The following is a 25,237-nucleotide window of genomic DNA, read 5'->3' as shown; positions in this document are numbered from 1 at the left end:
AGCCCTGCAATCACTAGTTACAAAGTGCAATTCAGAGCGGCGAATGTGCTGAGTGCAGCCTGAAAAGGTAGCTCGTTGCGTATCTCTGCTTATCCGCAAATGGCGTCTAAGCTGGGCTGAACCCGCAAACGAACGTAGGCATGCCGGTGACCACGTCGATCGACTGACGCAGCGCCGGCAACGCTAGCGCGGCCAGTGACGGACGCCGCCGGCAATTCCCGCAGGAAGCATAATGTCGCTCAGGCTGGCTTCGAGGCCGCCCGCCCTAAACTTGGTCCTCTCAAGGACGATCTCGCGCTCCTCAAGTACCGGCTTAATGATGATTTCGCGCCCGAAGTAGTTGTAACGTTCCGGGCCGACAGGAATCGCCCTACCGGTGTCTGCGCTGATGGTTGCCTGGACTACTTCCTCGCGTGCGGCCTCTCGGTGAAAGCTAACCCGCTCCGTATCCGGCGGACTGGCGGGGTACCTGAACACCCAGCAAAGACGCTTCTCACGCCGTTCGCTGGCGTAGCGGTCAGGATTCTTGCGATGGGCGACATCAGTGCTGCGCACGGCCTCGAAGCCTGAGATGTATCGGCCAGTCTCGTTGCACGCTTGCGCTTCCGCGTCGATTTGATTGAGCCGCGCCAGGATGTCGGCGATGGCGGCGGCGTGCTGATCATATTTTGCGAGAAGCTCGGCGGCTTCAATGTTTACCGCTCGACGTGCGGCCGCGATACGCTGACTGAAACGTTCTTCCTCCGCATTCTTCTCGGCCTCCACTTCGGCCGCCAGCGCTTTAGCATGCGCAGCATCGAGAGCAGCGAGGCGCGCGGCAGCGCGATCGGCAGCGCGCCGGTGCACTTCGTATTCTGCTTCAGCCTTCTGATGGGCGGCATCATCCATCAAGCCGAGACCGGCCAGCGCTGCGCCGCGCTTAGCAAGGGCAGCGTCTTGTTCGGCGCGCGCCTTTTCGATCTCGGCAGCGATGGCGGTGGAGGTAATCGGCTTCTTGCCGAACAGGGACTTCAGAATGCTCATTGTACTTGGTCTCAAGGGGGTTGAATCACGGCCGCCAGTAGTCGGAAACGGCTTCTGCGCCGGGGTCTCGCGGCGCGACGGCCGATGCCTTCGGGGCAGGCTTCGGAGCGGGCTTCGGTGCACTGGTAGCGAATGCTTCATGAGCGCCGAGCCAGCGGTGATAGGCAACATGCTCGCGGCTCTCGGCGAACATCAGATTGTGCGCGATTCCGTGCTGGACGTTGAAACGCTCGGCCGCAAGCTGCCGCTGAGCCGTTGCGTAATCTGCGGACGCCGCCTTGAGGTCGGCGAGAAGCTTGGCACGGCTCATTGGGCATCTCCGCCGGCTGCTATCCAGACTTGAAGCTGATCGGCCGGATAAGCAGGCCGGTCACCGATCAACAGAAACGGGGGGCCATCGCCACGCTTGGCGAGGTTGCGGAGGGTCTTCGCGCAACGGCCGACCCGCTTTGCGGCCTGGGTGCGCGAGAAATAAACTTTAGACATGATGTCCCATCTGGAAGTGGCCGGTGCATCTGGCTATCAAACGCACCGGCCTCGGTTTCACCCATTAGTTGGTGTGGAGGAGCACCAACTAATGGGCCAAGTATGGGAAAGATCGAAACCGGCGGCGAGGCTAGTTTGGTCGCCCCTTAAGTCGCCGAAGTTTCACTGCCGAGCGACCGCTTTACATTGTCATTGGCGGGGATGCGAGCAAGGCGAGCATCGTGCTCGGCCAGCACAGCGGCGCGCTCTTCCGCTCGCATGCGGAGAAGCTTTTGCTCGACTCCGATATCGATCAGCGCGCTAAAAGTTTGGGGAATGCTCATTCGCATCTTGAGGGCGAGCGCAGTGAGTTCACCCGCGAGTTCGGGATGGGGCAGTACTTCAAGCGCGGGGACGGGGACAAGGCCGTACCCGAGAGTCGCTAACACAGCCTCAACCGACTCCAAGCCCGGCCGATTCTTCTTTCTCCACGCTTTCAGCGTGGCATGCTGCACGCCGCTACGTTCGGCCACGTCAAGGTAACGCAGCTTTTGCCGCGCCATTTCGGCGAAGACCAGCTTCACATGCGGACCCACCCTGTCGGGCATCGTGACCGTGCGCGGGTTTTTGCGACGCTTTCGGTTCAAGGGCGCAACGGGCGCGGTGCGGAAGTCGGAAGGATACAGCGGAAGAGCGTTGGGCATTGGCGAAAATCCTGAAGGCGATTGAACTCCCTTCAGGGTCGGATAATGGGCTATTCCGCTACAGCCCAATCCAGTATCCGCTGTGTATATCCTTGGCTCGGAGGCGGCAGGTCATCCGAGAACAACAACCTCCTTCAATTTTTTTGTATCTGCCAAAAGGGCGGGGTCGCGCGTCATCCTCAAGGACGGGGGCGCCGGGAGGACCCAAGAGGTGCCCAAAGGTGGGTTCGTTCGATGTCCGCTTGTCGCCTAATGACAGCGCAACGGCTGTCGTAGCCTGAGGTCGCAGATGGGCCAGGTGCGGAAATCCTAACTCTTCTCAGAGCGGCACCTTTGGGGTACAGTCCATGCACTAGTTGCCAGGAATGGGGCCCGAACTAATTTTGCTACGTCAGCCTGTGTGCGCATTGCGGGTAGGCATCACATTCATCATTGACCTGGAACCGCGTGTGGACGCGCCGTCGCTGGGAGGAAAAGATGAAGCGTGTACTGCAAGGATTGGCCTTCGCGATCAGTGTCGTGGGTTCGTCACATTCTGTCGACGCAAAGCTCATCAAGTTTGAGGTCCTTCGCACTGAATCGCCGACATTCGAAGGCCGCACGTTCCCACCAGTTGGCACCTACGACCGAATCATCGCCCGCGCCACAATTGCGGTGCCGCCCGATGATCCGCACAATTCGGTGATCGTAGATATTGACCACGCGCCGCGGAATGCCCACGGACTCGTCGAAGCGGTAAGCGATGTGGAGATACTGCGCCCCACGATTGCAACAAACGCAAATCGTCGCCTTTTCTATGAAGTTGTCAATCGCGGCAACAAGCTTGGGCTGGCGCTGTTCAATGACACAGGGGTCTTAAACGATCTGGCCAAGGCTGCTGATGCGGGCAATGGGTTTCTGATGAGCCGCGGGTACACGATCGTGTGGAGCGGCTGGCAGGGGGATACGGCTGCTGTGGGTGGGCGTCTTACGTTTTCGCCGCCCATCGTGCCGCAGGTAACCGGCCTCTCCCGCGAGGAATTTGTTTTCGACCACTTGGAGAATCCTGCAGTCGCAACGCTGAGCTATCCCGCCTCCGATCTCGATCCTGCCCAGGTGAAGCTCACGGTGCGCGAACGCGAGAGCGATCCGCGAACTGCGCCGAACGATCTTTCGATGAAGTTTGAAGACTCGAAGCGGGTTGCGATCAGTCGCCCCGCCGGCTTCGATGCCGGGGCAATATACGAAATCATCTACCTCGCCAAGGATCCGAAAGTGATGGGGGTCGGGTTTGCGGCGACGCGCGACATCGTCTCGTTCCTTCGGTATGAGAAGGCCGATGAAGAAGGCACGCCGAATTTGCTGGCTGGCCAGGTCGATCGAGCGATTGCGTTCGGTGCCTCGCAGAGTGGCCGGTATCTGCATGATTTCCTCTATCTTGGCTTCAACGCCGATGAGGCGGGCCGCACAGTTTTCGAGGGGCTGATGCCGCATATCGCTGGCGGGAAGAAGACATTCACCAACTATCGCTTCAGCCAGCCCGGCCGCTCGCCCTACCAGCACGCCGACACTGTATATCCGGGCTCTGAATTTCCGTTCACCTATCCGGTGATCACGGACACCATCACGGGTCGCACCGACGGCGTCCTGGCCCGGTGCCTCGCTGCAGGCAACTGTCCGAAGATTATCAAGACCGACAGCGAAATCGAATTTTACCAGCAACGCGCGTCCTTGGTGGCCACCGACACGCAAGGCAATGGTTTGGCGATGCCTGACAATGTTCGGCTATTCCTGATCTCCAATCTTCAGCATTTCGCGCTAGCAAATGACCGCTCCGCGCTAGCACGGACCTGCATGTTCCCGACGAACCCGCTCCATGCGGGTCCGCCAGCGCGAGCTCTGTTGGTCGCGCTTGATGCATGGATAACGGATGGGACGCTGCCGCCCCCGAGCCGCTACCCGAGTCGAGACGATGCCACGCTAGTGCCGCCAACTGCCGCAGCGGTTGGCTTTCCGCAAATTCCGGGTGTTCATTACTCAGGGCAGATGACACGAGCGACCGTCGTCGATTTCGACAAGATGCCGCCGGTCAAAGGAGCCGCCTATCCGGTATTTGTTCCAAAGACCGACGCCGATGGCCGCGATATCGCCGGAGTGCACCTGCCTACGCTGGCCGCTCCCATCGCAACGCATACGGGCTGGAATTTCCGCAAATCCGGATTTGCGGAGGGCGAGCTGTGCGACAACAACGGATCGATGTTCCCGTTCGCAGCAACTCGCGAGGAGCGGGTCAAGAACAACGATCCCCGCCTATCGCTAGCTGAACGCTATCCAAGGGAAGGCGACCGTGCTGCGGCCGTTTCGAAGTCCGCGAAGCAGCTTGTCCAAGATCGACTGCTCCTGGAGCAGGACATCAAGCTGTTCATGGCAAACATCAACTAGATCAGGGCGGTAATCGCTGGGCTACTCCGCGCCAATGTCGCCTTTGGGTCCACAAGCGGCTTGCCGGCAGTGTCGGCCGACAGTCTGCTCGCGGCACAATACCGGTCGTTCGGGCCCTGTTGAGGCAAATCCGTCGGGCCCTTATTTCTTCCGTACATTGAAATTGATCTGGCCATCGAGGTCCTGATAGAAAAGCAGCTCATACTGTCCGAGCTTTTGGCTAACGAGCTGCGGCCGCCGAGGGTGCTCTTGCGCGTCTTCCGCCTTTCTAAGTAGCGCGGACAACGCCTCAACCTTCACCTCGGGATATTCATCTGGCGCGACAAGCTCGATAATTATTTGCATTGAAGTCTTCACCATCTGCCGTCGCGCTAACGTGTCGATGCTCGACGTGAGGGCCAGCTCGGTGGAGTGGCTCGAAGTCCCCGGAGCAATCATCGTCAGTACCGAATGCTCGCCGAGCCTGTAGCGGCATAGGATCGACCGCTCGCCGCGCTCGCAGCCGGTTAACGAGGCTTTTAGGTCCACGATCCCGTTCTCGATGGCGAGAGTATTGAACAAATCTGCAAATGCGTTTGCGCGGATCGGCAAAGCGCCTTCAGCTTGTGACTGAAGCTCGGTCGCCTCCGGAAGTGAGCCGGTGAGGTTCAAGTTGGATGCAATCAGCACCGTTCGTACTTGTCCGGGCCGTGCCTCCCACCTCACATCGTCCAGCTGAAAAGTGATAGCAGTCATGCAGCGCATTGGGTCACTGACAGAGGTTCCGCAACCTCGATCAACATAGTCTTGGAAGGTCGAAGGTCTCACGCGGGCGACAACAAACAGTTTTGCAGTCTCATGAAAGCAGGCATAGACGCCTTGAACGAAGGTGCAGCTTACGTGGTCGAGAGCAATCGTCTCGCCCTTGTGGGCTGCGGGATTCTTTTCAAGTTCCGCTGCCGGCACTTGGCTTGGCTTCGCTGCATAGCTTACGGCCGAGAAAGGAAGTGCGATTAAGATCGATATGATCGTCCTTACTAATATTTTCATTTTCATTAGTCCGCCACTGACGCCGCTACTCGGAGTTCTCTTGTTTGTACCGAAGCTCGATACCCGTTCTCACAAGGCTGTTGCTGATGCTGTATTCCATCACGTAAGAGCCGAGCGTCTTTTCGGCCTGCCCACGCAACCAGCCTGATTTCCTCTCGTTTTCGCGGGCATCCGCTAGAGCTTCCTTGGCTACGTCAAGAAAGAACTTGAGCGAATCTGCGTGGTAGAAGGTAGGCTCGGTGGCGCGCACGGCCGCAGCCGCGAAGCGCGCGAATCGTTTGACATTAGCCTCGTCTGTTTCGAGCAGAGTGGCGCCGAAGCCCTCGAACATGCCGGTCGCGTTGCAGCCAATTGCCGCCTGAATACCTGGCACCTCGAACTTCTCTCTCTTAGGTCCGGTGAAGAGGTCAGATAACCAAATTCCGTCCCGATTGCCCATCAGCGCTTCGGTGAATCTTTCTCGAAATTCGTCGCACTTTATCGTGGGAGCCAATTTCTCAAAGTCCTCTTCCGCAAAAAGAAGTGTCGGGAAAGCGCAGATCGCGAGAGCAAGGGTAAATTTTTTCATTGTTTTTCGCTTGAGGAGGAGGGTGCCCCATCTACCTGCTCGAATCGCGCTGCGTCATTCATCCTTGAGTCTATGTTCCGCCGAGGAACTGCGACCTGACGGCCATGCAGCTGAGAGCGCTCACGTTGGCGGACTGCAAGCCATTGACTTTAGCTAAAGCAAAAGATTAAGCCGTCATCGAAAATGAGCTTGGAACATGACTAGCAGGGAAAACAACAGCATCGAAGATGCGGAGTGGGTCGAGACGCTCACGCTTATCATCAACGAGTTCAGGAAGATCAGCCCGGACATCACTGCAAACCAGATGCTGGTGCTGCTGCACGCCGGAGCCAAGCCTGGCATTACGCAAAAGGAGCTGTCGAAGGTCACTAATCTGGCCGACGGCACCGTCTCGCGGATCTGCGCTCTTATGTCGGATCGTGGACATCAAGGCCGTGAGGGGCTCAACGTACTGAGTATCGATCCGATTCCCGGAGACTACCGTTCCAAGGGTCAGAAGCTAATAGGCGCCGGCAATAAAATGTACGCCAGGGTTCGTGATCTGATGACGTCGAAATAAGCGTTAGATCAGCTTCAACATCGTAAACTAGTAATCGCGAACATCATGGCGAACATGTTCGCGAACAGTTCGCGCTTTTGTTCGAGGGGTAGTTCTGAAGCGAACAGACGAACACGAACACTCCCCTCTTTAGGGGAGTGTTCGCTGTTCGGCGTTCGCGATACCAGCTATTTTCTCTTAAAATTGTCGTTCGCTGCAGTCGGATAGAACCATTCCCCGATCTTTTCGGCCTCGCCCTTCTTTTGAAGCTCGGCCATGTCCCTGCGAAGCATTGATGCAAGGGAATCGTCTTTCACATGAGGTCCCCCGCGTTCCCGGCTCAAATGCTCTCTTAGATCGCGGTCGTGAACTGCCATTCGACCATTGCCGGGATTGATCCGACCTGCTGACTTGAGCGCGGCTTCAAAGGCCTGTACCCGGATCGGCTTAGCGGGGTTGCGCAGGTTGATAAGATTGCCGTTAGGCAGTTTCTCATCGACGAACGAATCATTTGGCACAACAACGGGCGCCGACGTGGCCTTTCCGGCATCGTCAGTACCGATCTCAACGGACATCATGGTGAAGGCGGTAATGGGACCAGCGTCGCCATCGTTAGCACCATCACATCGGAAGACATGCCCTTTCGTCGTTTTGCTCACGACGAAGGAAGCATCGACTGCGCCATCCAGATCAATAGCTCCCTTGGCGCGATCTTGTTCCCAGGGGGTGTGGTGAATGACAGTGACGTGGGCACCGGTCCCAGCAATGAGCGCATCGGCCGCCTGAATGAACCGCCCCATGTCCTGGGACTTGTTTTGGTCGCCACCACCGAACGAACGGGACAGCGTGTCGATGATGATCCAAACGGGAGGCAGGCCACGTTCCTGCGCGAGCCTCGTGATAGAACCAACCAATTCATTCGCGTCGGAGAGGCCGTTGGTTAAGTCGGGCGTCCCCTCGATAATTGCCAATGCAACGCTGCCCGGCTTGTTGTGCTTACGGAACGCCATCATGCGTCGCCTCGTAAGCGCTCCTCGTTCCGCAGCGATGTATACGACCAAGCCACGTCGCACCTTGCGTCCATGCCATTCCATTCCAGCGCCGACGTGACAAGCAACGTCGGTAATAATGGCGCTTTTTCCAGAACTGGGTTTTCCGACTACGTAAGTAAATTCACCGACGCCAAAAACGCCATCGACCACCCATTCCTTCGTTACGTTGTCCTGGATGTCGTCGAACCACGTCGCGCGGAACTTCGAGCGCTTCTGCGAGCTGGTTTGCGCGATTAATGCAGTGTTGGTGATCGGGGCCATCTATCGGGCTTTCTTCTTTCTAAGCGCGCTGGCGACGATCCGGTCTGCCATTGCGGCGGCGTCGGGATCATAAAGTTGCACTCCAACACGCGGCGCCAACCATTCCAGCGCGTTGCTAGGGGACAAGCGGCGTGCCTCCACTACGACATCAATAGGGGAGTAACCGCGCCCGTCGCCGAAGTCGCGGATGCCGTCCGACCTGAACGACAGATTCGGGGCGCGCAAATGAAGCGCCCGACCGGTGCCGGACGCCCGCCAGTTGGCGACGGCCTTGAAACCACCACCAGCCCGATAGCAGCGCTGCAAGCCGAGATGCGGCACCCAGGCGGCAAGGCTCGCCAGCGCCTGGTTATTCACAGCGCGGAAGAGGGGCGCCGTGACGGACCCGCCGGCAGACGCCGTAGATGCGGCAAACGATCCCAAGCGATGCGAAGGACCCTCAAGATCGGGATCATAGCCATACGCCTTCAAGACTTCGCCGATGCGTTCGGCGATGTCGTCGGGCAACTCGGTCAGTTCGCTCAGACGCACGTCCATCAACGTGTCGTCGGTCCACCAATAGTAGGGCTCGCCGGTGTCGGGATGGATCGAGGGCGGCAACACGGTCTGCTTGCCTTCCGAGAGCAGATCGACAAGGCCGACGCGGTCAGGCGTGCGGAAGTTGCGCGAGCGGATCACGTCGGTATTGCCGCGATAGAAGAGCGACACCCCCTTTTTTCCTCGTTTCTGCACGTTCGACTGCGGGAGCATCGCGATCAACGCTTCCATCGCGGGCTCGAAATCGATGTCGATGCAGATCAGGCCCATGCCGCAGGCCACGCCGACACCGCAGTCGGCGTAGCGAGACCATCCCGCGATGGCGTTCGGCGGCGGTGCCTTCCGACACCACTCTTGCCAATTTTTCATGGGCGAGTCAGTGCCGGGCGTCTTGCTGTTCGGCATGATCGGCAACGGACTGTAGCCGAGTGCGACAAGGGACGGCGCGGTCTGCGCGAAGGAAGATTCACCCATGAGCCTACCGCCGAGTTGCGCGCGGCGGCGAGGGGCGGAAATCTTGCGAACGTACCAACTCGTAAATGCCGGTCAGGCGCTCAAGGGCCGGCCCGCAGCCAAGAGGCCCGGTAATGAGGTTGGCTACCTGCTCACCAAGCAACTCGAATACTCGGCCGTCGCGGCCATAGAAAGTCAAATTCACCCAATCGCGCCCGCTCCGCCGGCGCGCGACGATCCTGACGGTCGATTGGGGGTTCTTCGCAAAGTATTCTGCGCACGATTTGAGATATCGAGGGTTCAAATGCCCCTTCGGTACCGCGTTGAATGCGCTATCAATGATCTTGCTCATTATCGTTGCTTCCTTCTAGCCGTCCTGCTCTCCCAAGCAGGGCGGGTTTTGGTTATTGGGTTACGCGGCATCGACCTTCGTGCGGTTGATGAATGAAACTACGTCGTCGAGACAGAACATCACTCGGCCGCCAATTCGGTGATATGCCGGCCCGTAGCCGCGCACACGCCATGCAGCCAGACACTTCTCGGTCCGAGACAAAATTCCCGCGCATGCCTTCTGGTCGATGTAGGTCTTACCGTTCAATTCAATCCGCATTTTAGATCTCCACGTAGAGGGTTGGGTTAGTCGGGGATAACGCTAGGCGCGCGTGGGGGTGGTTAGGAGTCTATTCGAGTATCCCTCTCCGAAATTCCGCTTGCACAAGGCAAAAAAACACAGGCGCGAAGGTATACGCCGCGTCGGTGGCAACGTTTCGTTGATACTTATTGCTGGGATGTATCAGGCGAGTCCGGCGTCGATCAGGTCGGCGCGGTCGAGAAGCGCCTGCTTGCACAAGGCCTGATCGGTCGGGCCAAGAGTGGCCTCTTCGTTGCGTCCGAGGCAGTCTGCGAGCAGGCGCAGGTATTCGGGCGAACCGATTTTGGGGTTGTTGTCGTCCACGGTCAGCCCTCCCTTACGCCGCGCGTTCATTGGAGTTGGCCGCCGACCGAGTCGCGAGCCATGCGTCAATCTCCGCCGCATCGAAGAAACGAGAGCGGCCAATATAGATCGGCGTGGGAAAATTGTTCGTCCGCAGCTTAACCAGTCGCTCGAAAGTGGACTGCGGCATGTCGAGTTTGCCGCGCACGGTTTCGGACTTGATCAGTTGTTTCATTCTAGACCTCCTGAGATTTGATGGTGGCTCAAAAGGTATCGGGAGCCTCATGCGATTTCGAGGTAAAAGGAAGCCGACGGATTTTACCCTCAAAGTCAACGGATGATCCGTTGGCTATCCGTCGCGGCGAAATTTCTGCCAGGCCTTTCTTACTATCTCAGTATTACGGCGGGGCGGCCCATCCGCAACAGCTTCGATCGCCGCGCCGACCTTATCGCCGCTTTCAACGCGCCGCCAGACTTCATGGCCAACCTTCATGTCCCGCCAGTCGCGCCGCAGAACGTCAGCGGGGTTCTGTCCGCCGTTGCCGCGCCATAACGCACCTAACTTCTCTGGCGTGAAGTACAGCGGCCTGTCATCGGACGGGGATTGCATCGCTCGTTCGGCCACAGCACCAACACCCGCTGCGAAGCGATCAACCTCAAGCGTGACAGAGTCAGGTATGGGCCTATTGTGCTGGCGTGAGAGCGCAAATACTCGCCACGCCGCAACGACGTTTCCCGTCTCCTCGAAATAGGCGGTCAGGTCGGCAATCTCATTGCCAATAAAATCGATGTCGAGTTTCGTCATCGATCACGCCTCTGCCTTGAACGGAACGATATTCGATTTGCGTTCTATCGTCAGGTTAGCGAGAAAATCTGCCCATAGGTTGAGCGCGTGCCGCTTCTCGGCGGCAAAGGTATGAAGCTGATAGACCGCCATCACGCCGCGCATCTGATGATTCAACACGCGCTCGACAGTCACCACGTCCACACCCAGTCGGGGCATCGTCGTGGCTGCCGTTCGCCGCAGGTCATGCAGCCGCCAAGGCGCGACGGCTACCGCCTCCGGGTCGGCGCCACGCGCCGCAGCGTCTTCCCGTGCGACCTCAAGCATCACTTCGTCAACGCGCTTCTTTACGTGGGATTCAGAGAGCGTCGCGAACACGCGGGGCGAGCCCGCGATCCGGTCCATGCCGTCCAAAATCTCGACAGCGGCGGGGGCGAGGGGGACGACATGGGCGGTGCCGTTCTTCGCGCGGGCGTCGGGGAGCGTCCAAGTCGGCGTGTCGCCGGTCAAGTCTAGTTCCACCCATTCCATGTTACCGACCTCGCCTAGCCGCTGCGCCGACAACAAGAGCAGATGGACGAACTGACGCCGCGGCCATTCGAGGCGATCGATCGCCCGCAGCAAGAGCCGCAATTCATCGTCGGTCAGCACCCGTTTGCGCGAAACCTCTTTGACGACTGCCGTCCCGTCGAACGGGTTCTTCTCAACAAGCTCCTTGGAAATGCACCATTGGAAGAACTTCCGCCCATGCGCCCGAAGCCGGTTCGACTGGACGGGCGCACGCGCCTTCACCGTGTCGAGTACCCGGATTGCATCACTGCGTTGGATGTCATCCACGCGCCTTTTAGCCCAGCCCTTCAATTCCTTGTCGAGAACGCGTCGCACCTCCCGGCCGGACTTCAACCCATCGGCGTGGTCGGCGTAGTAGCGCGCCAGCACGTTCGCGATCGTATCCTCCCGGCGTCGAGCTTCTTTCTCTTCGGCAGCAATCCTAGCGGCTTCCGCCTTGCGCGTAGCGCGCTTCTGGTCGGCCGGGTCCGCGCCCATTGCGCGTTGCCGGCGTGCATCACCAGCCGCCTCACGGGCCTGTACAAGCGTAAGCGCGCCGGGACCGCTGGCAGGGCCGAGCACTACAGTCACGTCTTGCTTGTCACCCCGTCGGAACCTGTAGACGAACGTCCGCACCCCCGACGGATACACCAGCACCCGCAAGCCCGGATGACCGACATCGGGCAGGGCGTAGCGCTTCGCTCGCGGTTTTGCGTGCTCGATCGCCAACGCAGTAAGCGGTCTTTTCATTAGCTCCCCCTTCCAAGCCCCACTCTAAGCCCCACAAAATACCTAGCTGCAGTGGTATTTCGGGAGATGTCATTAGCCATCAATAGGGAGCTACGATCTTGATTGGAAGAGGATTTTTTGTCTCATGTGGGGCTTCGTGGTGATCACTGAAACCACAAGATGGCTGACTGTAAATCAGCCGCCTTATGGCTTCGCAGGTTCGAGTCCTGCCTCCCCCACCAGCCTTCGCTCGCTTCGCGAGCTACGGCTCGGCAAGCCGGCACCGATGGTCATGGCGCGAAGTGAGCGAAGGCTGTCGCGCCGTAGCCCGCAGGGCGCAGGCGGACTGGGTCAGAGCGTAAGTCACCCCATCATCTCCCGCACCATTGGCACCACCTTCCGCCCGTAGAGCTCGATGCTCTTCATCAGTTTGCCATGCGGCAGCGGGCCCGCCGAATATTTCAGCTGAAACCGCGAAATGCCGAGTGCCTTTGCCGTCTTGGCGATCTTGCGCGCGACCGTCTCCGACGAGCCGACATAGAGCGAGCCGTGCTCGGCCTCGTTCACGAACTCGTCGCGGCCCATCGGTGGCCAGCCGCGTTCCTTGCCGATGCGGTCGCGCATCGCCTTGTGGTCGGGCCACAGCTCCTCGCGCGCCTGTTCGTCGGTCTCGGCGACATAGCCTGGCGAGTGCACGCCGATCGGCTGTGCCGGGCGGCCGAACTCCCTGAACGCGCGATGATAGAGATCGACGAAGGGCGCGAAGCGCGCGGGATCGCCGCCGATGATCGCGAGCATCAAGGGCAGGTCGTAATGCGCCGCGCGCACCACCGATTGCGGGCTGCCGCCGACCCCGATCCAGGTATTGAGCGTGCCGTTCTCGACCGGGGGATAGACCAGTTGATCCTTCAGCGGCGGACGCAGCTTGCCTTCCCAGGTCACCGGCTTCTGCGACAGCAGTGCGGCGAACAGATCGAGCTTCTCCTCGAACAGCTCTTCGTACTTGCGCAAATCAAAGCCGAACAGCGGGAAGGATTCGGTGAACGAGCCGCGGCCGAGGATCACCTCCGCGCGCCCGTTCGAGAGTGCATCGAGCGTGGCAAAGCGCTGGAAGACGCGGATCGGATCGTCCGAGCTCAGCACCGTCACGGCCGAGCCGAGATGGATGCGGCTGGTCCGCGACGCGATGGCGGCCAGCACGGTCTCAGGGGAGGAGATCGCGAAGTCGGCGCGGTGATGTTCGCCGAGGCCGATGAAGTCGAGGCCGAGCTCGTCGGCGAGCACCGCCTCGTCGACGACGTTGCGGATCGCTTGCGCGTGCGGAACCATCGCGCCGGAGGCGTCCCTGGTGACGTCGCCAAAGGTGTCCAGTCCGAATTCGAGCGGTGCGGTCATTGATGCGGTCTCTGCGGGCGCGGCTTGCGCGCCTGTCACTGGGGGAGGGGATTGCTTTGGTTGGAGCTAAGCAGCGGGGACTGGTGCACAATGCTGCTTCGAGAAACCCATTGTTTCTCTTTTTTCATGGTGTCGGGGGCCCGCCGCCCGCGGCTCAGTCGGACCTGGCGAACATCTCGACCAGGGTGTCGCGCAGCCAGCGCTGCGCCGGTACGGTGTCGTTGCGCTGGTGCCAGAACAGGCTGACGATGCGTGGCGGCGCCTTGAGCGGAAGCGGCATCGCGTGCAGGAACGGCGCGTGCCGGGATTGCGAGCGCAGATCGCTCGGCAGCACCGCGATCAGGTCGGACTGACGCACGATTTCGTAGGCGGCGCTGTAGTGATTGACGGTCGCGACCAGGTTGCGCGACAGCCCGCGCGAGGCGAGGAAGAGGTCGTAGGACGGCAATGTCTTGCCGGCGAGGCTCACATCGACATGCCCCGCGTTGAGGAAGCTGCGCGTGCTCAGCCGCTTCATCGCCGCGAGCGGATGGCCGCGCCGCATGAAGCAGGCGTAGTCGACGGTCCACAGCGAGCGCGAGCGGATGGCGGCCGGCTGCTGTGCTTCGTTGACATAGACGCTCAACACACAATCAACGCGATTGTCTTCGAGCTGGTCGGCGATCTCCACGACGGTGTTGGGGACGGTATGGATCCGCGCCTTCGGCGCGACCTTGCCGAAATGGTTCAGCAGGTTCGGCATCACCAGCGAGGCGACATAGTCCGACATCGACAGGCTGAACTCGGTCTGCGCACGGCGCGGATCGAACACCTGCTCGTCGAGCGCGCCGCGGACGGTTTCGAGCGCTTCGCCGATCGGCTCCCACAACACCACGGCGCGCTGGGTCGGACGGATGCCGGTGCCGGACCTGACGAACAGGGGATCGCCGATTGCGTCCCGCAGGCGTGCGAGCGCGTTGCTGACCGCCGGCTGCGTCATCAGAAGCGCGTTAGCAGCGCGCGTGACGCTGCCCTCGGTCATGAGGGCCTCGAACACTTTCAGCAGGTTGAGGTCGAGCGTTCGAAAGGACAGAACATTCACCACAGTGATGTACTAGATCATGATTATAAATTATGACGATAATATCTCCTTGTCTATGGTTCCCCAGGGAATGAGCGGAGTGCCGGGCCGCCAGACAGAGGGGACTTTCATGTCGATGATCTCGGCGCGCATCGAGCGCCTTCCATTTGCGCGCTTCCACGGGCATCTGCTGCTGATGGGCGGGCTCGGCTACATGTTCGACGCGATGGACGCAGCCGTGCTGGCGTTCATCCTGCCGGTGCTGCGCACGACCTGGAATCTGTCGAGCGTGCAGATCGGCGTGCTCGGCAGCAGCACCTATATCGGCTTCCTGTTCGGCGCGCTGCTGGCGGGCACGCTGGGTGACCTGATCGGCCGTCGTGCGGTGATGATGTCGGCGCTGGCGCTCTATTGCGTCGCCTCCATCGTCAGCGCGGCGGTGAACGACTGGTCGTCCTTCTTCGCCGCCCGCGTGGTCGCGGGCATGGGCACCGGCGCGGAGAGCGCAATCATTGCGCCCTATCTGGCGGAATTCGTCGCACGGCGTTACCGCGGCAGTTTTACCGGCGCGCTCGCCGGCTTCTTCTCCTTCGGTTTCGTCGCGGCGGCCTTGCTCGGCTATTTCATCGTGCCAGCCTATGAGAACGGCTGGCGCATCGTTCTAGTGATCACCGCCGTGCCGGTCGTCATGCTGCTGTGGTGGCGCAGGGCGTTGCCGGAATCGCCGCGCTGGCTGGAAAGCCGGGGCCGGGAGAAGGAAGCCGCAGCCGTGCTGGACAGGATCGAGGCCGGATTTGTGAGCCAAGGCCACATCCTGCCGCAACCGGTCGTCGAAATCACGGCGCCTGCCGTGACTGGTGGGACGCTGCTTGCCAATTTCGCCGCGCTCGTCGCCGGCCGCCAGGCGCGCATCACCATCATGACCTGGATCATGTGGCTTACGATCACGTTCAGCTATTATTCCTTCTTCGTCTGGATCCCCGGCCTTCTGGTCCAGAACGGCATGAGCATCACCAAGAGCTTCGCCTATTCGATCGCGATCTATTGCGCGCAGATTCCCGGCTATTTCAGCGCTGCGTACTTCAACGAGCGCATCGGCCGGCAGGCGACGATTGCGTCCTACATGGTGCTCGGCGGCGCCAGCGCGCTCGGACTTGCATTCGCGCAGAGCGACCAGCACATCATGGTCGCCGGAATTCTACTGTCCTTCTTCATGAACGGCACCTATGCCGGCGTCTATGCCTATACCGCCGAGGTCTTTCCGACGGCGGTGAGAACCACCGGCGCCGGGCTCGCCTCCGCGATCGGCCGCATCGGTGCGATCGTCTCGCCGATCCTGGTCGGCTACCTCTATCCCAATTTTGGCTTTGCCGGCGTGTTCGGCCTCACCACGAGCGTGCTGCTGTTAGGCGCGCTCACCGTGGTGCTGATGGGGGTGCCGACGCGCGGCCGTTCGCTGGAAGAGATCGCGGCGGGTGAAGTCGCATGAGGGAGACGAAACACCGATCCGATCCGCTGCTCTGCGCCGTGGCGGCCGCGCAGGGCAGGCCGGATCAGCCGGATGCCCTGTACTCGGCGCTGGACGACGCCTTGAAATCGGCGATCGGGCACAAGCTGTTCACGATCCTGACCTATGACGACGACACAAGGGAAGCAGCGCGGGTGTATTCCAATCTCCCCGGACCTTACCCGGCGGGCGGACGCAAACGCCTGGCGCCGGGGCCGTGGACCGAGGCCGTGCTCGACCGCGGCGAGGCCTATATCGGCCGCACCCGGGACGATCTGCGCGAGGTGTTCTCCGATCACGAGCTGATCGCTTCGCTCGGCTGCGAAAGCGTGCTCAACATGCCCGTGCGCTGGCGCGGGCGCACGCTCGGCTCGCTCAATCTGCTCCATGAGGCAGGCTGGTACGGCGAGGACGATAGCGCCGCGTGTCTCCCATTCGCCCAACTCGCTCTCCCCGCGCTGCTCATCCAGTCCTGATAAGACAGGAAGTCGTCATGTCCCGTGTGCTCTTCAAGAATGCCGCTCTGCTCGATCCGCTTCAGCCGGACCTCCTCGAGGGACATCACGTGCTGGTCGAGGACAATCTGATCAAGGAGGTCTCCGATCGGCCGCTCCAGGTGGAAGCCGACCGCACCGTCGATCTGAAGGGCAAGACGCTGATGCCCGGCCTGATCGACCTGCATGTGCATGCGATCGCCGTGGAGCTAAATCTGGCGCAGCAGGTGCACATGCCGAACGTGCTGGTGACGCTGCGCTCGACGCTGCTGCTGCGCGGCATGCTGCGGCGGGGCTTCACCACGGTGCGCGACGCCGGCGGCGCCGGCCATGCGCTGAAGCAGGCGATCGAGACCGGGCTCACCGACGGTCCGCGGCTGTTCGTCTCGGGACGTGCGCTCAGCCAGACCGGCGGGCACGGCGACATGCGGGCCCGCTCGGATTATCTCGCCAGCGACGCACCGTGCCCCTGCTGCGTGCGTGTCGGCGCGCTGGCGCGCGTTGCCGATGGTGTCGACGGCGTGCGCAGGGCGGCGCGCGAAGAGCTCCAGATGGGCGCCGACCAGATCAAGATCATGGCCTCCGGCGGCGTCGCCTCACCGACCGACCCGGTTGGTGCCTTCGGCTACTCCGAGGACGAGATCCGCGCCATCGTCGAGGAGGCACGCGGGCGTCAGACCTATGTGCTCGCCCACGCCTACACCGCTGCCGCGATCGAACGCGCGGTGCGCTGCGGCGTGCGTACCATCGAGCACGGCAATCTGGTCGATGCTCCGACCGCGCAGCTGATGGCCGAGAAGGGCGCCTATGTGGTGCCGACGCTGGTCACCTACGAGGCGCTGGCTAACGAGGGCGCTCAGTATGGCCTGCCGCCGGAGAGCGTGGCCAAGATCGCCGATGTCCGCGACGCCGGGCTGCGTTCGCTCACGATCTATCGCGATGCCGGCGTGAAGATGGGGTTCGGAAGCGACCTGCTTGGGCCGTCGCAGCGTCTGCAGAGCGACGAATTCCGCATCCGCGCCGAAATTCTCGGGCCGCGCGCCGTCATTGCCAGCGCGACATTGGTCGGCGCCGAGGTGCTCGGCATGGAGGGTAAGCTCGGCCGCATCATGCCCGAAGCCATCGCGGACCTGCTGGTGGTCGACGGCAACCCGCTGCGCGACGTGGCCTGCCTGCTCGGCCAGGGCGAGCACATTCCGCTGGTGATGAAGGCAGGCAAGGTCCAGTTCGACCGGCTGGGCGCCTAGCGCCACATCCCGCGCATCCGCGCGCCGATGTCGACCTTTGGCCCATGCGCCGCCGTGCGGGCCGCGCCGGCGGCGGCCTTCGGCCAGGCGGTCCGCTCGAACAGATAGACGAGCTGCTCGGGGATGAAGCGGGTGCGCGAGGCGTAGACGTGGCGGTCGCCCTTGGCGGCCTGGCCGTGGGTGAAGAAGCGCTGCGGCACCACGAGGTGCAGATCGTCCTTGGCGCGCGTCATCGCGACATAGAGCAGGCGGCGTTCCTCCTCGAGTTCGGCGCTGGTGCCGGCGCCGAGATCCGACGGCATGCAGCCGTCGACGACGTTGAGCACGAACACCGATTTCCACTCCTGGCCCTTGGCGGAGTGGATGGTGGAGAGGATCAGATAGTCCTCGTCGCGCAATGGTGGCCCGGATTTGTCGCTGGTCGCATCCGGCGGGTCGAGCGTGAGCTCGGTCAGGAATTTCTCCCGCGAGGCATAGCCGCTCGCGATCTGTTCGAGCTGCATCAGATCGGCGCGGCGCGTCTCCGAATCCTCGTGGAGGCGATCGAGATGCGGTTCGTACCACAGCCGCACGCGTTCGAGATCGGCCGGCCATTCCGAATAGCGCAGATTTTCGATCGTGCGGACGAAGTCGGTCCAGTCCGCGCCGGTGCGCGCCGGCACCGGGAGCTGGCCGAGCGCGGCGAGCGGATCGGTGCTCTCGGCCATCTGGTCGAGCACACGCTGCGCCGTCGCGGGTCCAATGCCCGGCAACAGATGCAGGATGCGGAAGCCAGCGACGCGGTCGCGCGGATTTTCGGTGAAGCGCAGCAGCGCCAGCACGTCCTTGACATGCGCGGCGTCGAGAAACTTGAGCCCGCCGAACTTGACGAAGGGAATGTTGCGGCGGGTGAGCTCGATCTCCAGCGGGCCCGAATGCGAGGACGTCCGGAACAGCACCGCCTGGTGCTTCAAGAGCGCGCCTTGCTCGCGGTTGGCCAGCACTTCCTCGACGATGTAACGGGCCTGGTCGGCCTCGTCATGCACGGTGACGAGCTGTGGTTTTCGCGCGGAACTGCGGTCGGTCCAGAGGTTCTTGGTGAAGCGCTCGCGCGCCAGGCCGATGACGCCGTTGGCCGCCGCCAGCACGGGTTGCGTCGAGCGGTAATTGCGGTCGAGCGTGATCATCTCGGCGCGGGGCGAGAAGCTCTGCGGAAAATCCAGGATGTTGCGGACAGTGGCCGCGCGGAACGAATAGATCGACTGCGCGTCGTCGCCGACGACGGTGAGGCCGCGTCCGTCCGGCTTCAGCGCGAGCAGGATCGAGGATTGCAGGCGGTTGGTGTCCTGATATTCGTCGACCAGTACGTGATCGAAGCGGCCGCCGATTTCTTCCGCGATCAGCGCATCGCTCATCATCTGCGACCAGTAGAGCAGCAGGTCGTCGTAATCGAGTACGTGCTGGGCCTGCTTGGCCTCGACATAGGCCGCGAACAGGCCCTTCAGCTCGGCCGCCCAGCCTGCGCACCAGGGATAGTGCGCCCCCAACACCTTCTCGATCTCCATCTCGGCATTGACGCAGCGCGAGTAGATCGACAGGCAGGTGCCTTTGGCGGGAAAGCGGCTCTCTGTTTTCGACAATCCGCGCTCGTGCCGGACCAGGTTCATCAGGTCGGCGGAATCCTCGCGGTCGTGGATGGTGAAGGCGGGATCGACACCGATCCGCTCGGCATATTCGCGCAGCAACCGGGCGCCGATGCCGTGGAACGTGCCGGCCCAGGTGAGCGCGTCGCGCATGATCGCGGCATTGTTCTCGCCGAGGACTTTCCGGGCGATGCGCTCGACCCGGCCGGACATCTCGGCCGCGGCGCGGCGCGAGAACGTCATCAAGAGGATGCGGCGCGGATCGCTGCCCGCGACGATCAAATGCGCGACGCGGTGGGCCAGCGTATTGGTCTTGCCGGAGCCTGCACCGGCGATGACGAGCAGGGGCGCGCCCACGGTCGCACCCTCGGCCACGCCATGCTCCACGGCGCGGCGTTGCTCCGCATTGAGCGTGTCCAGATATGTCGCCACGAATCGCCCCGGTGAAACAGCCAGAGTCGGCGATCCCGCTGCGAATCGCAATGCGTCTGGACGAGACCGATGTTAAGACCTAGGGACAAGACGGCCCGAGGTTCCATTCCGAAAAGCGTCTCCCGGCATGACCGAGCTCAAATCCGACCAGTTCGAGATGCGACGGCTGGAATCGCTCAGCAACACCATCTTTGGCGTCGCCATGACGCTGCTCGCCTACGACCTGCCCAAGGCGGCGGTCTTCACCAGCGCGCCCGACTGGAACGATCTCGCCCGGGTCTATTCCGGCAAGCTCGCGGGTCTTGCGCTCAGCTTCATCATCGCCGGCGTGTTCTGGATCAGCCATCACCGGCGACTGGCGCGCCAGCCCGTCGGCAGCCGCGGCGCGGTGATCCTCAATCTGTTCTTCCTGCTGTCGATCGTGCTGCTGCCGGTGACCAACGGCCTCTACACCAACTACCCCACGAGCAGTGCGGTCGCCGTGCTCTACGGCCTGCACCTGACCACGATCGCCGGCCTCAATGCCTGGCTGTGGTGGAGGATCCTGGGCGGCTGGCGCCAGGAGATCATGGCTTCGCTGTTTCCGCTGCTGGTGTTCATCCCGGGCACGGTCGTTGCGGCGTTCGCGCCGCAAGTCGCGCCGTTCGTGTGGTTCATCGCCTTCGGCGGCCTGCTGATCCAGCGCTTCTATGTCGGGCCGACCGGGACGGACAAATAGGCCTGCCACTCATTCGTCGGAGGGCGTCGTGCCGAACCCGTCGGCCGGCACGTAAAGCTTGACCGGTCGGATTTCGTAGACCGCTGACGGATTGACCTGGCGCAGCGTCCGCGCGGCCGCGATCGCCTCCTCATCCGTGTCGTATTCGACGAGGTGGAAGCCCAGAAGCTGCTCCTTGGTCTCGGCAAACGGGCCGTCCAGCACGACGCCCGCGCCGGGGCCGCGCAAGGTGCGGGCCTTTCGGGTCTCATCCAGGCGGGCGGCCGGGCCGAAATGCCCGCTTGCCCGGAGGGGCGCCTGAACCTCGATGACTTTCGCCACGACCGCGGCGTCCTTCTCGGGAGTCCAGGACAAGATCTCGTCTTCCACGTGATAGGCCAGGATAGCGTAAAGCATCGTCACCTCGTTGATTTTCGCTGCGCGCGTCCGAAGGACGTATCACCACCGCCGCGGCCGACAATGGGGCTGCGGAAAATATTGCGTCGGGGTGCGGCGACGAAACCTTCCCGAAACCCGATTGCGGCCGAAAAATGTGAACGCCGGCCGAATGAGGCGCGACTGATTGCCACCAAGAACACTTCCGAGGCGGCCATGTCGACCATCAAGATCATCTGCGACGCGCGTCGGGCGGGAAAGTCGGACGCTGCGGATCTGCACGACCAGAGCGGCCACCACCGCTATTACGGCAGTTCGGCCGAGAGCGGCGGCGAGCGCATCGCCGAAAGCCGGCGCGGCAAGCGCCCGCCTGCAATGAGCGTTTGCGGCTTCTAAGCCCGACGCTTGCGAACAGCCTGTAACCATGAACGTCGTGCAGATATCGATCGCCGCGATGCCGTTCCTGCTCTCGCTCGCGAGCAGGTCCGGCAAGGCGATCGCGCCATGCCTGCTTGCGGGCATCTTCACCGTGCTTCTCGGCGACGCGCCGCCGCGGGCGGCCATGGCCTGGTGCGTCGGGCTGCTGATCGCGGCGGTAGCGGTGCGGGAGCGGCCTCGCACGACCTGACTGCGTGTCACATCCCGCTCAGCACCTGCTTGACCAGGGTTTCCCGCAACTGGGCGAGGTCGCCGCTCGCCTCCATCTGCGCGATCATCCTTCCGACCTTCGGCACGAGATCGCGGTGCCGTTCATGCAGATGGTGGTAGATGCTGATGCGCTCGAGTGGTGGTGAGAGCGGACGGATCCTGGCCTGCAGATTGAGTTTCTTCACCGCAGCCAACCCGCTGAAGAGGTCGGTGACCATCACGTCGAAGCGGTCGGCATCGAGCATCTTGACCATGTTGTCGAGGCTTGTGGTCGCCGTGACCCGGGTCATGCCGCGCGTGCCGGCTTCCGACGAGCCGACGCCGCGTACGATGCCGATGCTGTAGTCCCTGATTGAATTCCAGCCGGCGACGTCGAACTGCAGTTTCGTGGTGAAGACAGTGGGCTCGATGTAATTGATCGCAGGTGTCACCTGGATCAGCGTCGGATAGTCGCGAGAGAGCGTTCCGATCCGCTGGACCTCGCCGTCGACCTCGCCGGTACTCGACAGCGTGAGCGCGCGCTTGCCGGGGACATCCTCGAATTCGAGCTTGATGTTCAGCCGGGCATAGACCGCGCGGAGCATCTCGCCGCCGACATATTGATCGGGGATATCGGCGATGCGTGCCAGCCGGATGACCTCTTGCCCCTGCGACGGGCCTGCCGCGAGCAGCAACAGGCAGACCACGACTATCCGCCTCATGACGCATCTCCTTGGCCATGCCTTTGGGCGTGCTCTGCTACCATCGGATTCCGGTGCCGCGCGATCTATCTCAGATGGCAGCTGTGCCGGTCCGCAACGTTGACAGCGCGTTCTCGTTGTGCGGCGGCTCCGGACTTTCACCGGTGTTATTCTAGCACGCGAGGTGGTAGTTTGCCTGGAATCCTGTTGCTGGGCGCAAGATATGACCCCGTCGAGCTCAAGGCGCCCAAGGGCCGACAGGATCAAAGGCCGACAGGATCGCCACGTGTACGCGTGCTGAGGCAGGGCCTCAACCGTTCACCTTGCTCGCGGCTGCGATCGGCAAGCTGAGCAGGTGCCGCCATTTTCGAGGACATGGTGCATGGGCAACGCAGGTGACGATGAGACCAAGCGTGGCCACGCCATTGCGCCGGCGGCTGCGAAGCAGGATTTGACCGGCATCGGCGCCGCGCTCGCGCCTGCGATGTTCGCGGCGCTCCTGTCGCGGATCTTCAACTGGTCGCGCAGCGGCGTCGGGCCCCGTCTGCTGGCCGCCGTGCTGCTGTTCTCATCGGTCGTGACGCTGACCCTGACCGCGCTCCAGCTCTATCTGGATTACAATCGTGAGGTCGGACTGATCGAGACGCGGCTGGACGAGATCGGCCGCAGCACCACGGGCAGCCTCGGAGAGAGCTTGTGGAATCTCGACCAGAACCAGCTCAAGCTCCAGCTCGATGGCATTCTGCGGCTGCCTGACATCCGTGCGGCGGAGGTCCGCGAGATCGCCGATCGGCCTAATCCGATCCGTGTCGAAGTCGGCGAGCGAAACACCCGTTCGATCATGACCCGGGAATTCCCGCTGAGCACCAAGGTGCAGGGGACCTCGCGCGCCATCGGCACGCTCCGGGTCGAGGCGACGCTGACCGACGTCTATCAGCAATTGCTGAACAGGGCCCTCGTCATTCTGGCAAGCCAGGCGGCAAAGACGTTCCTGGTCTCGTTGTTCATCATCTACATGTTTCATCTGCTGGTGACGCGGCATCTCGTCGCCATCGCCGAGTACGTCGGCAAGTACAGCCTCGGACGGCCGCCGCCGCCGCTGCGCCTGGAGCGCCGGCCGCCTTACGAGGCCGACGAGCTGGACAAGGTGGTCGTTGCTTTCAACGCCATGTGCGCCAACCTCGAACATGCCTATGGCGAGCTGCGCGAGGCCAATGGCAATCTCGAGCGTGACCTGAAGATCCGGCAGCGCGCCGAGGAGAACGCCCACGCGAGCGAGCAGCGCTTCCGTGATTATGCCGAGACCGCATCCGACTGGTTCTGGGAGACCGGGCCGGATCACGCCTTCACTTACATCTCTGATCGGTCCGACTCCTTCGGGATAGATCGAACCGCCATGATCGGCAAGCGCCGCTTCGATGTCGCGCTCGGCCGCTCCACCGAGGCGCAGAAATGGCGCGCGCACATCGCCACCTTGGAGCGGCACGAGCCGTTTCGAAAATTCGAGTATCGCGCCCTTACGGCCGGGGGCGCGCGCTATTTCAGCGTCAGCGGGCGGCCGGTGTTCGCCGCGGACGGATCTTTCAGGGGCTATCGCGGCTCGGCCACCGACCTGACCGAGCAGCACGAGACCGAGGAGCGGCTTCGTCAATCCCAGAAGATGGATGCGATCGGTCAGCTCACCGGTGGCGTCGCGCATGACTTCAACAACGTGCTCACCGTCATCACCGGCACCATCGAGATCATCCGGGAGGGGCTGGCGGACAAGCCCGACCTCGCCGCGATCGCCCAGCTCATCGACGACGCGGCGGCGCGAGGCGCTGAGATCACCTCGCAGCTCTTGACCTTTGCGCGTCGCCAGCCGCTGGAGCCGCGCGAGATCGACGTCAATGGCCTCGTGCTCGAGACGGCGAAGCTGTTGAAGCCGATCCTGGGCGGAAACGTCGAAATCGTGACCCGCCTCGCGGACGACGCCTGGCCGGCGATGGCCGATCCGTCGCAGCTGTCGTCGGCGATCATCAATCTCGCGGTCAATGCGCGCGATGCTATGCCTCGCGGCGGCACGCTGACGCTCGAGACCGCAAACCGCGAGTTCGATGGCGCGGATGGTGCCGGTGACGGCGACGCCACGCGCGGCGCCTTCATCATGGTCGCGGTGGCCGACACCGGCCATGGCATCCCCGCCGACATCCGCGACCGCGTGTTCGAGCCGTTCTTTACCACCAAAGGGGTCGGTCGCGGCACCGGGCTCGGCCTCAGCATGGTCTACGGTTTCGCCAAGCAGAGCGGCGGCAGCGTTGCGATCGAGAGTGAGGAAGGCCGCGGCACCGTGATTCGGCTGTTTCTGCCGCGATCTGCGGGCGGAGCGCAGGCGAGGACCGGGTCGCTGCAGGCGCCCGCGGCGGCACGCGGGCACGAGACGATTCTCGTCGTCGAGGACGATCCGCTGGTGCAGGGCTATGTCATTGCCCAGCTCGGCAGCCTCGGCTATCGCACCCTCGCAGCCGGCGACGGCGCAACTGTGCTTGCGCTGGTGCAGCAGGGCGCCCAATTCGATCTGCTGTTCACCGACATCATCATGCCCGGCGGCATGAACGGGCAGGAATTGGCCGAGGCCGTGCGGCGCCTCCGCCCGGGGATGAGGGTGCTCTATACGTCCGGCTATACCGACAACGCCCTCGACCACGAGGGGCATCTCGGTCCCGGCGTTGCCTTGCTGAGGAAGCCGTACCGGAAGGCGGACCTGTCATTGAGGATCCGCGAGGTGCTCGCCGGCAAGCCGCCCGCCTGAACAGCAGGCGCGTGACCTACGAAAAGGCGCGGCGGGGAGGCCCCCGTCGCGCCCGATTTCTTGCTCGCTGGTCCAGGGCTGAGAGCGCCCCGATGCCAAGCCTTTATTCAAAGCTTAGCGGGCGATCCCAGCGAGGTGACAGCGCTTGGTAAGAGACACTGGATCACCTCCTTTCGTTGGTTGCGGAAGACATCAATATAGGCGGCAATTCCGGTGTTGTT

The 25,237-nt window shown here is 62.2% G+C and carries 27 protein-coding genes; 9 read left to right on the top strand and 18 right to left on the bottom strand.

Going from position 1 to position 25,237, the window contains the following annotated elements:
* Positions 1–183 precede the first annotated feature (183 nt).
* The 3 genes from N551_RS0114495 to N551_RS36560 form a co-directional block, all read right to left on the bottom strand.
* Positions 184–1,023 carry a hypothetical protein gene (locus tag N551_RS0114495; protein ID WP_027567559.1) on the bottom strand — a complete coding sequence of 280 codons (840 nt, stop codon included), beginning with the start codon at positions 1,021–1,023 and terminating at the stop codon, positions 184–186.
* A 25-nt stretch (positions 1,024–1,048) separates the two neighbouring features.
* Positions 1,049–1,333, bottom strand: a complete 285-nt coding sequence (locus N551_RS0114490; RefSeq protein ID WP_027567558.1) for a hypothetical protein — start codon at positions 1,331–1,333, stop codon at positions 1,049–1,051.
* A gap of 322 nt (positions 1,334–1,655) precedes the next feature.
* Positions 1,656–2,192 (bottom strand): hypothetical protein, encoded by a 537-nt coding sequence (locus N551_RS36560; protein ID WP_051462711.1) that lies wholly within the window; start codon positions 2,190–2,192, stop codon positions 1,656–1,658.
* Positions 2,193–2,669: 477 nt separating this feature from the next.
* On the opposite strand from N551_RS36560, the gene N551_RS0114480 reads away from it, so the two are divergent.
* Positions 2,670–4,613: an alpha/beta hydrolase domain-containing protein gene (locus N551_RS0114480; protein ID WP_027567557.1), complete on the top strand. Its 1,944-nt coding sequence runs from the start codon at positions 2,670–2,672 to the stop codon at positions 4,611–4,613.
* 141 nt (positions 4,614–4,754) lie between these two features.
* Here N551_RS0114480 and N551_RS0114475 read toward each other — a convergent pair whose 3' ends face one another.
* Positions 4,755–5,648, bottom strand: a complete 894-nt coding sequence (locus N551_RS0114475; RefSeq protein WP_027567556.1) for a hypothetical protein — start codon at positions 5,646–5,648, stop codon at positions 4,755–4,757.
* A 19-nt stretch (positions 5,649–5,667) separates the two neighbouring features.
* The gene (locus N551_RS0114470) at positions 5,668–6,210 is read right to left on the bottom strand and encodes a hypothetical protein (RefSeq protein WP_027567555.1); all 543 of its coding nucleotides are present in this window, start codon (positions 6,208–6,210) and stop codon (positions 5,668–5,670) included.
* 196 nt (positions 6,211–6,406) lie between these two features.
* Between N551_RS0114470 and N551_RS35415 the strand changes: the two genes are divergently transcribed.
* Positions 6,407–6,769 (top strand): helix-turn-helix domain-containing protein, encoded by a 363-nt coding sequence (locus tag N551_RS35415; RefSeq protein ID WP_155809683.1) that lies wholly within the window; start codon positions 6,407–6,409, stop codon positions 6,767–6,769.
* A gap of 167 nt (positions 6,770–6,936) precedes the next feature.
* Here N551_RS35415 and N551_RS35410 read toward each other — a convergent pair whose 3' ends face one another.
* The 10 genes from N551_RS35410 to N551_RS0114415 all read right to left on the bottom strand — a co-directional run bounded on the left by N551_RS35410 (position 6,937) and on the right by N551_RS0114415 (position 14,526).
* Positions 6,937–8,061, bottom strand: a complete 1,125-nt coding sequence (locus N551_RS35410) for an AAA family ATPase (RefSeq protein ID WP_027567554.1) — start codon at positions 8,059–8,061, stop codon at positions 6,937–6,939.
* The gene (locus tag N551_RS36555) at positions 8,062–9,072 is read right to left on the bottom strand and encodes a bifunctional DNA primase/polymerase (RefSeq protein WP_051462709.1); all 1,011 of its coding nucleotides are present in this window, start codon (positions 9,070–9,072) and stop codon (positions 8,062–8,064) included. It lies immediately after the preceding gene.
* A 4-nt stretch (positions 9,073–9,076) separates the two neighbouring features.
* Entirely contained in the window at positions 9,077–9,403 is a 327-nt protein-coding gene (locus N551_RS37935) for a hypothetical protein (protein WP_155809681.1), read from the bottom strand.
* A gap of 60 nt (positions 9,404–9,463) precedes the next feature.
* Positions 9,464–9,661 (bottom strand): hypothetical protein, encoded by a 198-nt coding sequence (locus N551_RS0114450; protein ID WP_027567553.1) that lies wholly within the window; start codon positions 9,659–9,661, stop codon positions 9,464–9,466.
* Between the two features lie 183 nt (positions 9,662–9,844).
* Positions 9,845–10,006, bottom strand: a complete 162-nt coding sequence (locus N551_RS0114445) for a hypothetical protein (protein WP_155255840.1) — start codon at positions 10,004–10,006, stop codon at positions 9,845–9,847.
* 13 nt (positions 10,007–10,019) lie between these two features.
* Positions 10,020–10,220, bottom strand: a complete 201-nt coding sequence (locus N551_RS0114440; RefSeq protein ID WP_027567551.1) for an AlpA family transcriptional regulator — start codon at positions 10,218–10,220, stop codon at positions 10,020–10,022.
* Between the two features lie 114 nt (positions 10,221–10,334).
* Entirely contained in the window at positions 10,335–10,790 is a 456-nt protein-coding gene (locus tag N551_RS0114435) for a hypothetical protein (protein WP_027567550.1), read from the bottom strand.
* Positions 10,791–10,793: 3 nt separating this feature from the next.
* The gene (locus tag N551_RS35400; protein WP_051462707.1) at positions 10,794–12,068 is read right to left on the bottom strand and encodes a site-specific integrase; all 1,275 of its coding nucleotides are present in this window, start codon (positions 12,066–12,068) and stop codon (positions 10,794–10,796) included.
* A 342-nt stretch (positions 12,069–12,410) separates the two neighbouring features.
* Positions 12,411–13,442, bottom strand: a complete 1,032-nt coding sequence (locus N551_RS0114420; RefSeq protein ID WP_027567549.1) for an LLM class flavin-dependent oxidoreductase — start codon at positions 13,440–13,442, stop codon at positions 12,411–12,413.
* A 154-nt stretch (positions 13,443–13,596) separates the two neighbouring features.
* Positions 13,597–14,526 (bottom strand): LysR family transcriptional regulator, encoded by a 930-nt coding sequence (locus tag N551_RS0114415; RefSeq protein ID WP_371180061.1) that lies wholly within the window; start codon positions 14,524–14,526, stop codon positions 13,597–13,599.
* 106 nt (positions 14,527–14,632) lie between these two features.
* Between N551_RS0114415 and N551_RS0114410 the strand changes: the two genes are divergently transcribed.
* The 3 genes from N551_RS0114410 to N551_RS0114400 are packed head-to-tail and all read left to right on the top strand — an operon-like array spanning position 14,633 to position 17,750.
* Positions 14,633–15,991 carry an MFS transporter gene (locus tag N551_RS0114410; protein ID WP_027567547.1) on the top strand — a complete coding sequence of 453 codons (1,359 nt, stop codon included), beginning with the start codon at positions 14,633–14,635 and terminating at the stop codon, positions 15,989–15,991.
* Positions 15,988–16,485: a GAF domain-containing protein gene (locus tag N551_RS0114405; RefSeq protein ID WP_027567546.1), complete on the top strand. Its 498-nt coding sequence runs from the start codon at positions 15,988–15,990 to the stop codon at positions 16,483–16,485. The genes N551_RS0114410 and N551_RS0114405 overlap by 4 nt, the downstream gene beginning before the upstream one ends.
* Before the next feature lie 17 nt (positions 16,486–16,502).
* Positions 16,503–17,750, top strand: a complete 1,248-nt coding sequence (locus N551_RS0114400) for an amidohydrolase family protein (RefSeq protein WP_027567545.1) — start codon at positions 16,503–16,505, stop codon at positions 17,748–17,750.
* On the opposite strand, the gene N551_RS0114395 is transcribed toward N551_RS0114400, so the two are convergent.
* Entirely contained in the window at positions 17,747–19,804 is a 2,058-nt protein-coding gene (locus N551_RS0114395) for an ATP-dependent helicase (RefSeq protein WP_027567544.1), read from the bottom strand. The two genes, N551_RS0114400 and N551_RS0114395, sit on opposite strands and share 4 nt — an antisense overlap.
* Before the next feature lie 127 nt (positions 19,805–19,931).
* Here N551_RS0114395 and N551_RS0114390 point away from each other — a divergent pair, with 127 nt between their 5' ends.
* Entirely contained in the window at positions 19,932–20,522 is a 591-nt protein-coding gene (locus tag N551_RS0114390) for a TMEM175 family protein (protein ID WP_027567543.1), read from the top strand.
* 9 nt (positions 20,523–20,531) lie between these two features.
* Here N551_RS0114390 and N551_RS0114385 read toward each other — a convergent pair whose 3' ends face one another.
* Complete coding sequence (locus N551_RS0114385) at positions 20,532–20,918, bottom strand: YciI family protein (RefSeq protein WP_027567542.1); 387 nt, start codon at positions 20,916–20,918, stop codon at positions 20,532–20,534.
* 195 nt (positions 20,919–21,113) lie between these two features.
* Here N551_RS0114385 and N551_RS0114380 point away from each other — a divergent pair, with 195 nt between their 5' ends.
* The gene (locus N551_RS0114380; RefSeq protein WP_027567541.1) at positions 21,114–21,293 is read left to right on the top strand and encodes a hypothetical protein; all 180 of its coding nucleotides are present in this window, start codon (positions 21,114–21,116) and stop codon (positions 21,291–21,293) included.
* Between the two features lie 28 nt (positions 21,294–21,321).
* The gene (locus N551_RS0114375) at positions 21,322–21,525 is read left to right on the top strand and encodes a hypothetical protein (RefSeq protein ID WP_027567540.1); all 204 of its coding nucleotides are present in this window, start codon (positions 21,322–21,324) and stop codon (positions 21,523–21,525) included.
* A gap of 7 nt (positions 21,526–21,532) precedes the next feature.
* Here the strand turns inward: N551_RS0114375 and N551_RS0114370 are convergent, their stop codons facing one another.
* Entirely contained in the window at positions 21,533–22,246 is a 714-nt protein-coding gene (locus N551_RS0114370) for an ABC transporter substrate-binding protein (RefSeq protein WP_027567539.1), read from the bottom strand.
* Between the two features lie 361 nt (positions 22,247–22,607).
* Between N551_RS0114370 and N551_RS0114365 the strand changes: the two genes are divergently transcribed.
* Positions 22,608–25,016 (top strand): ATP-binding protein, encoded by a 2,409-nt coding sequence (locus N551_RS0114365; protein ID WP_027567538.1) that lies wholly within the window; start codon positions 22,608–22,610, stop codon positions 25,014–25,016.
* Positions 25,017–25,237: the final 221 nt, after the last annotated feature.

It is taken from the genome of Bradyrhizobium sp. URHA0013 (assembly GCF_000518345.1).
Classification (GTDB): Bacteria; Pseudomonadota; Alphaproteobacteria; order Rhizobiales; family Xanthobacteraceae; genus Bradyrhizobium.
This window is presented reverse-complemented; position numbering and strand designations above follow the sequence as displayed.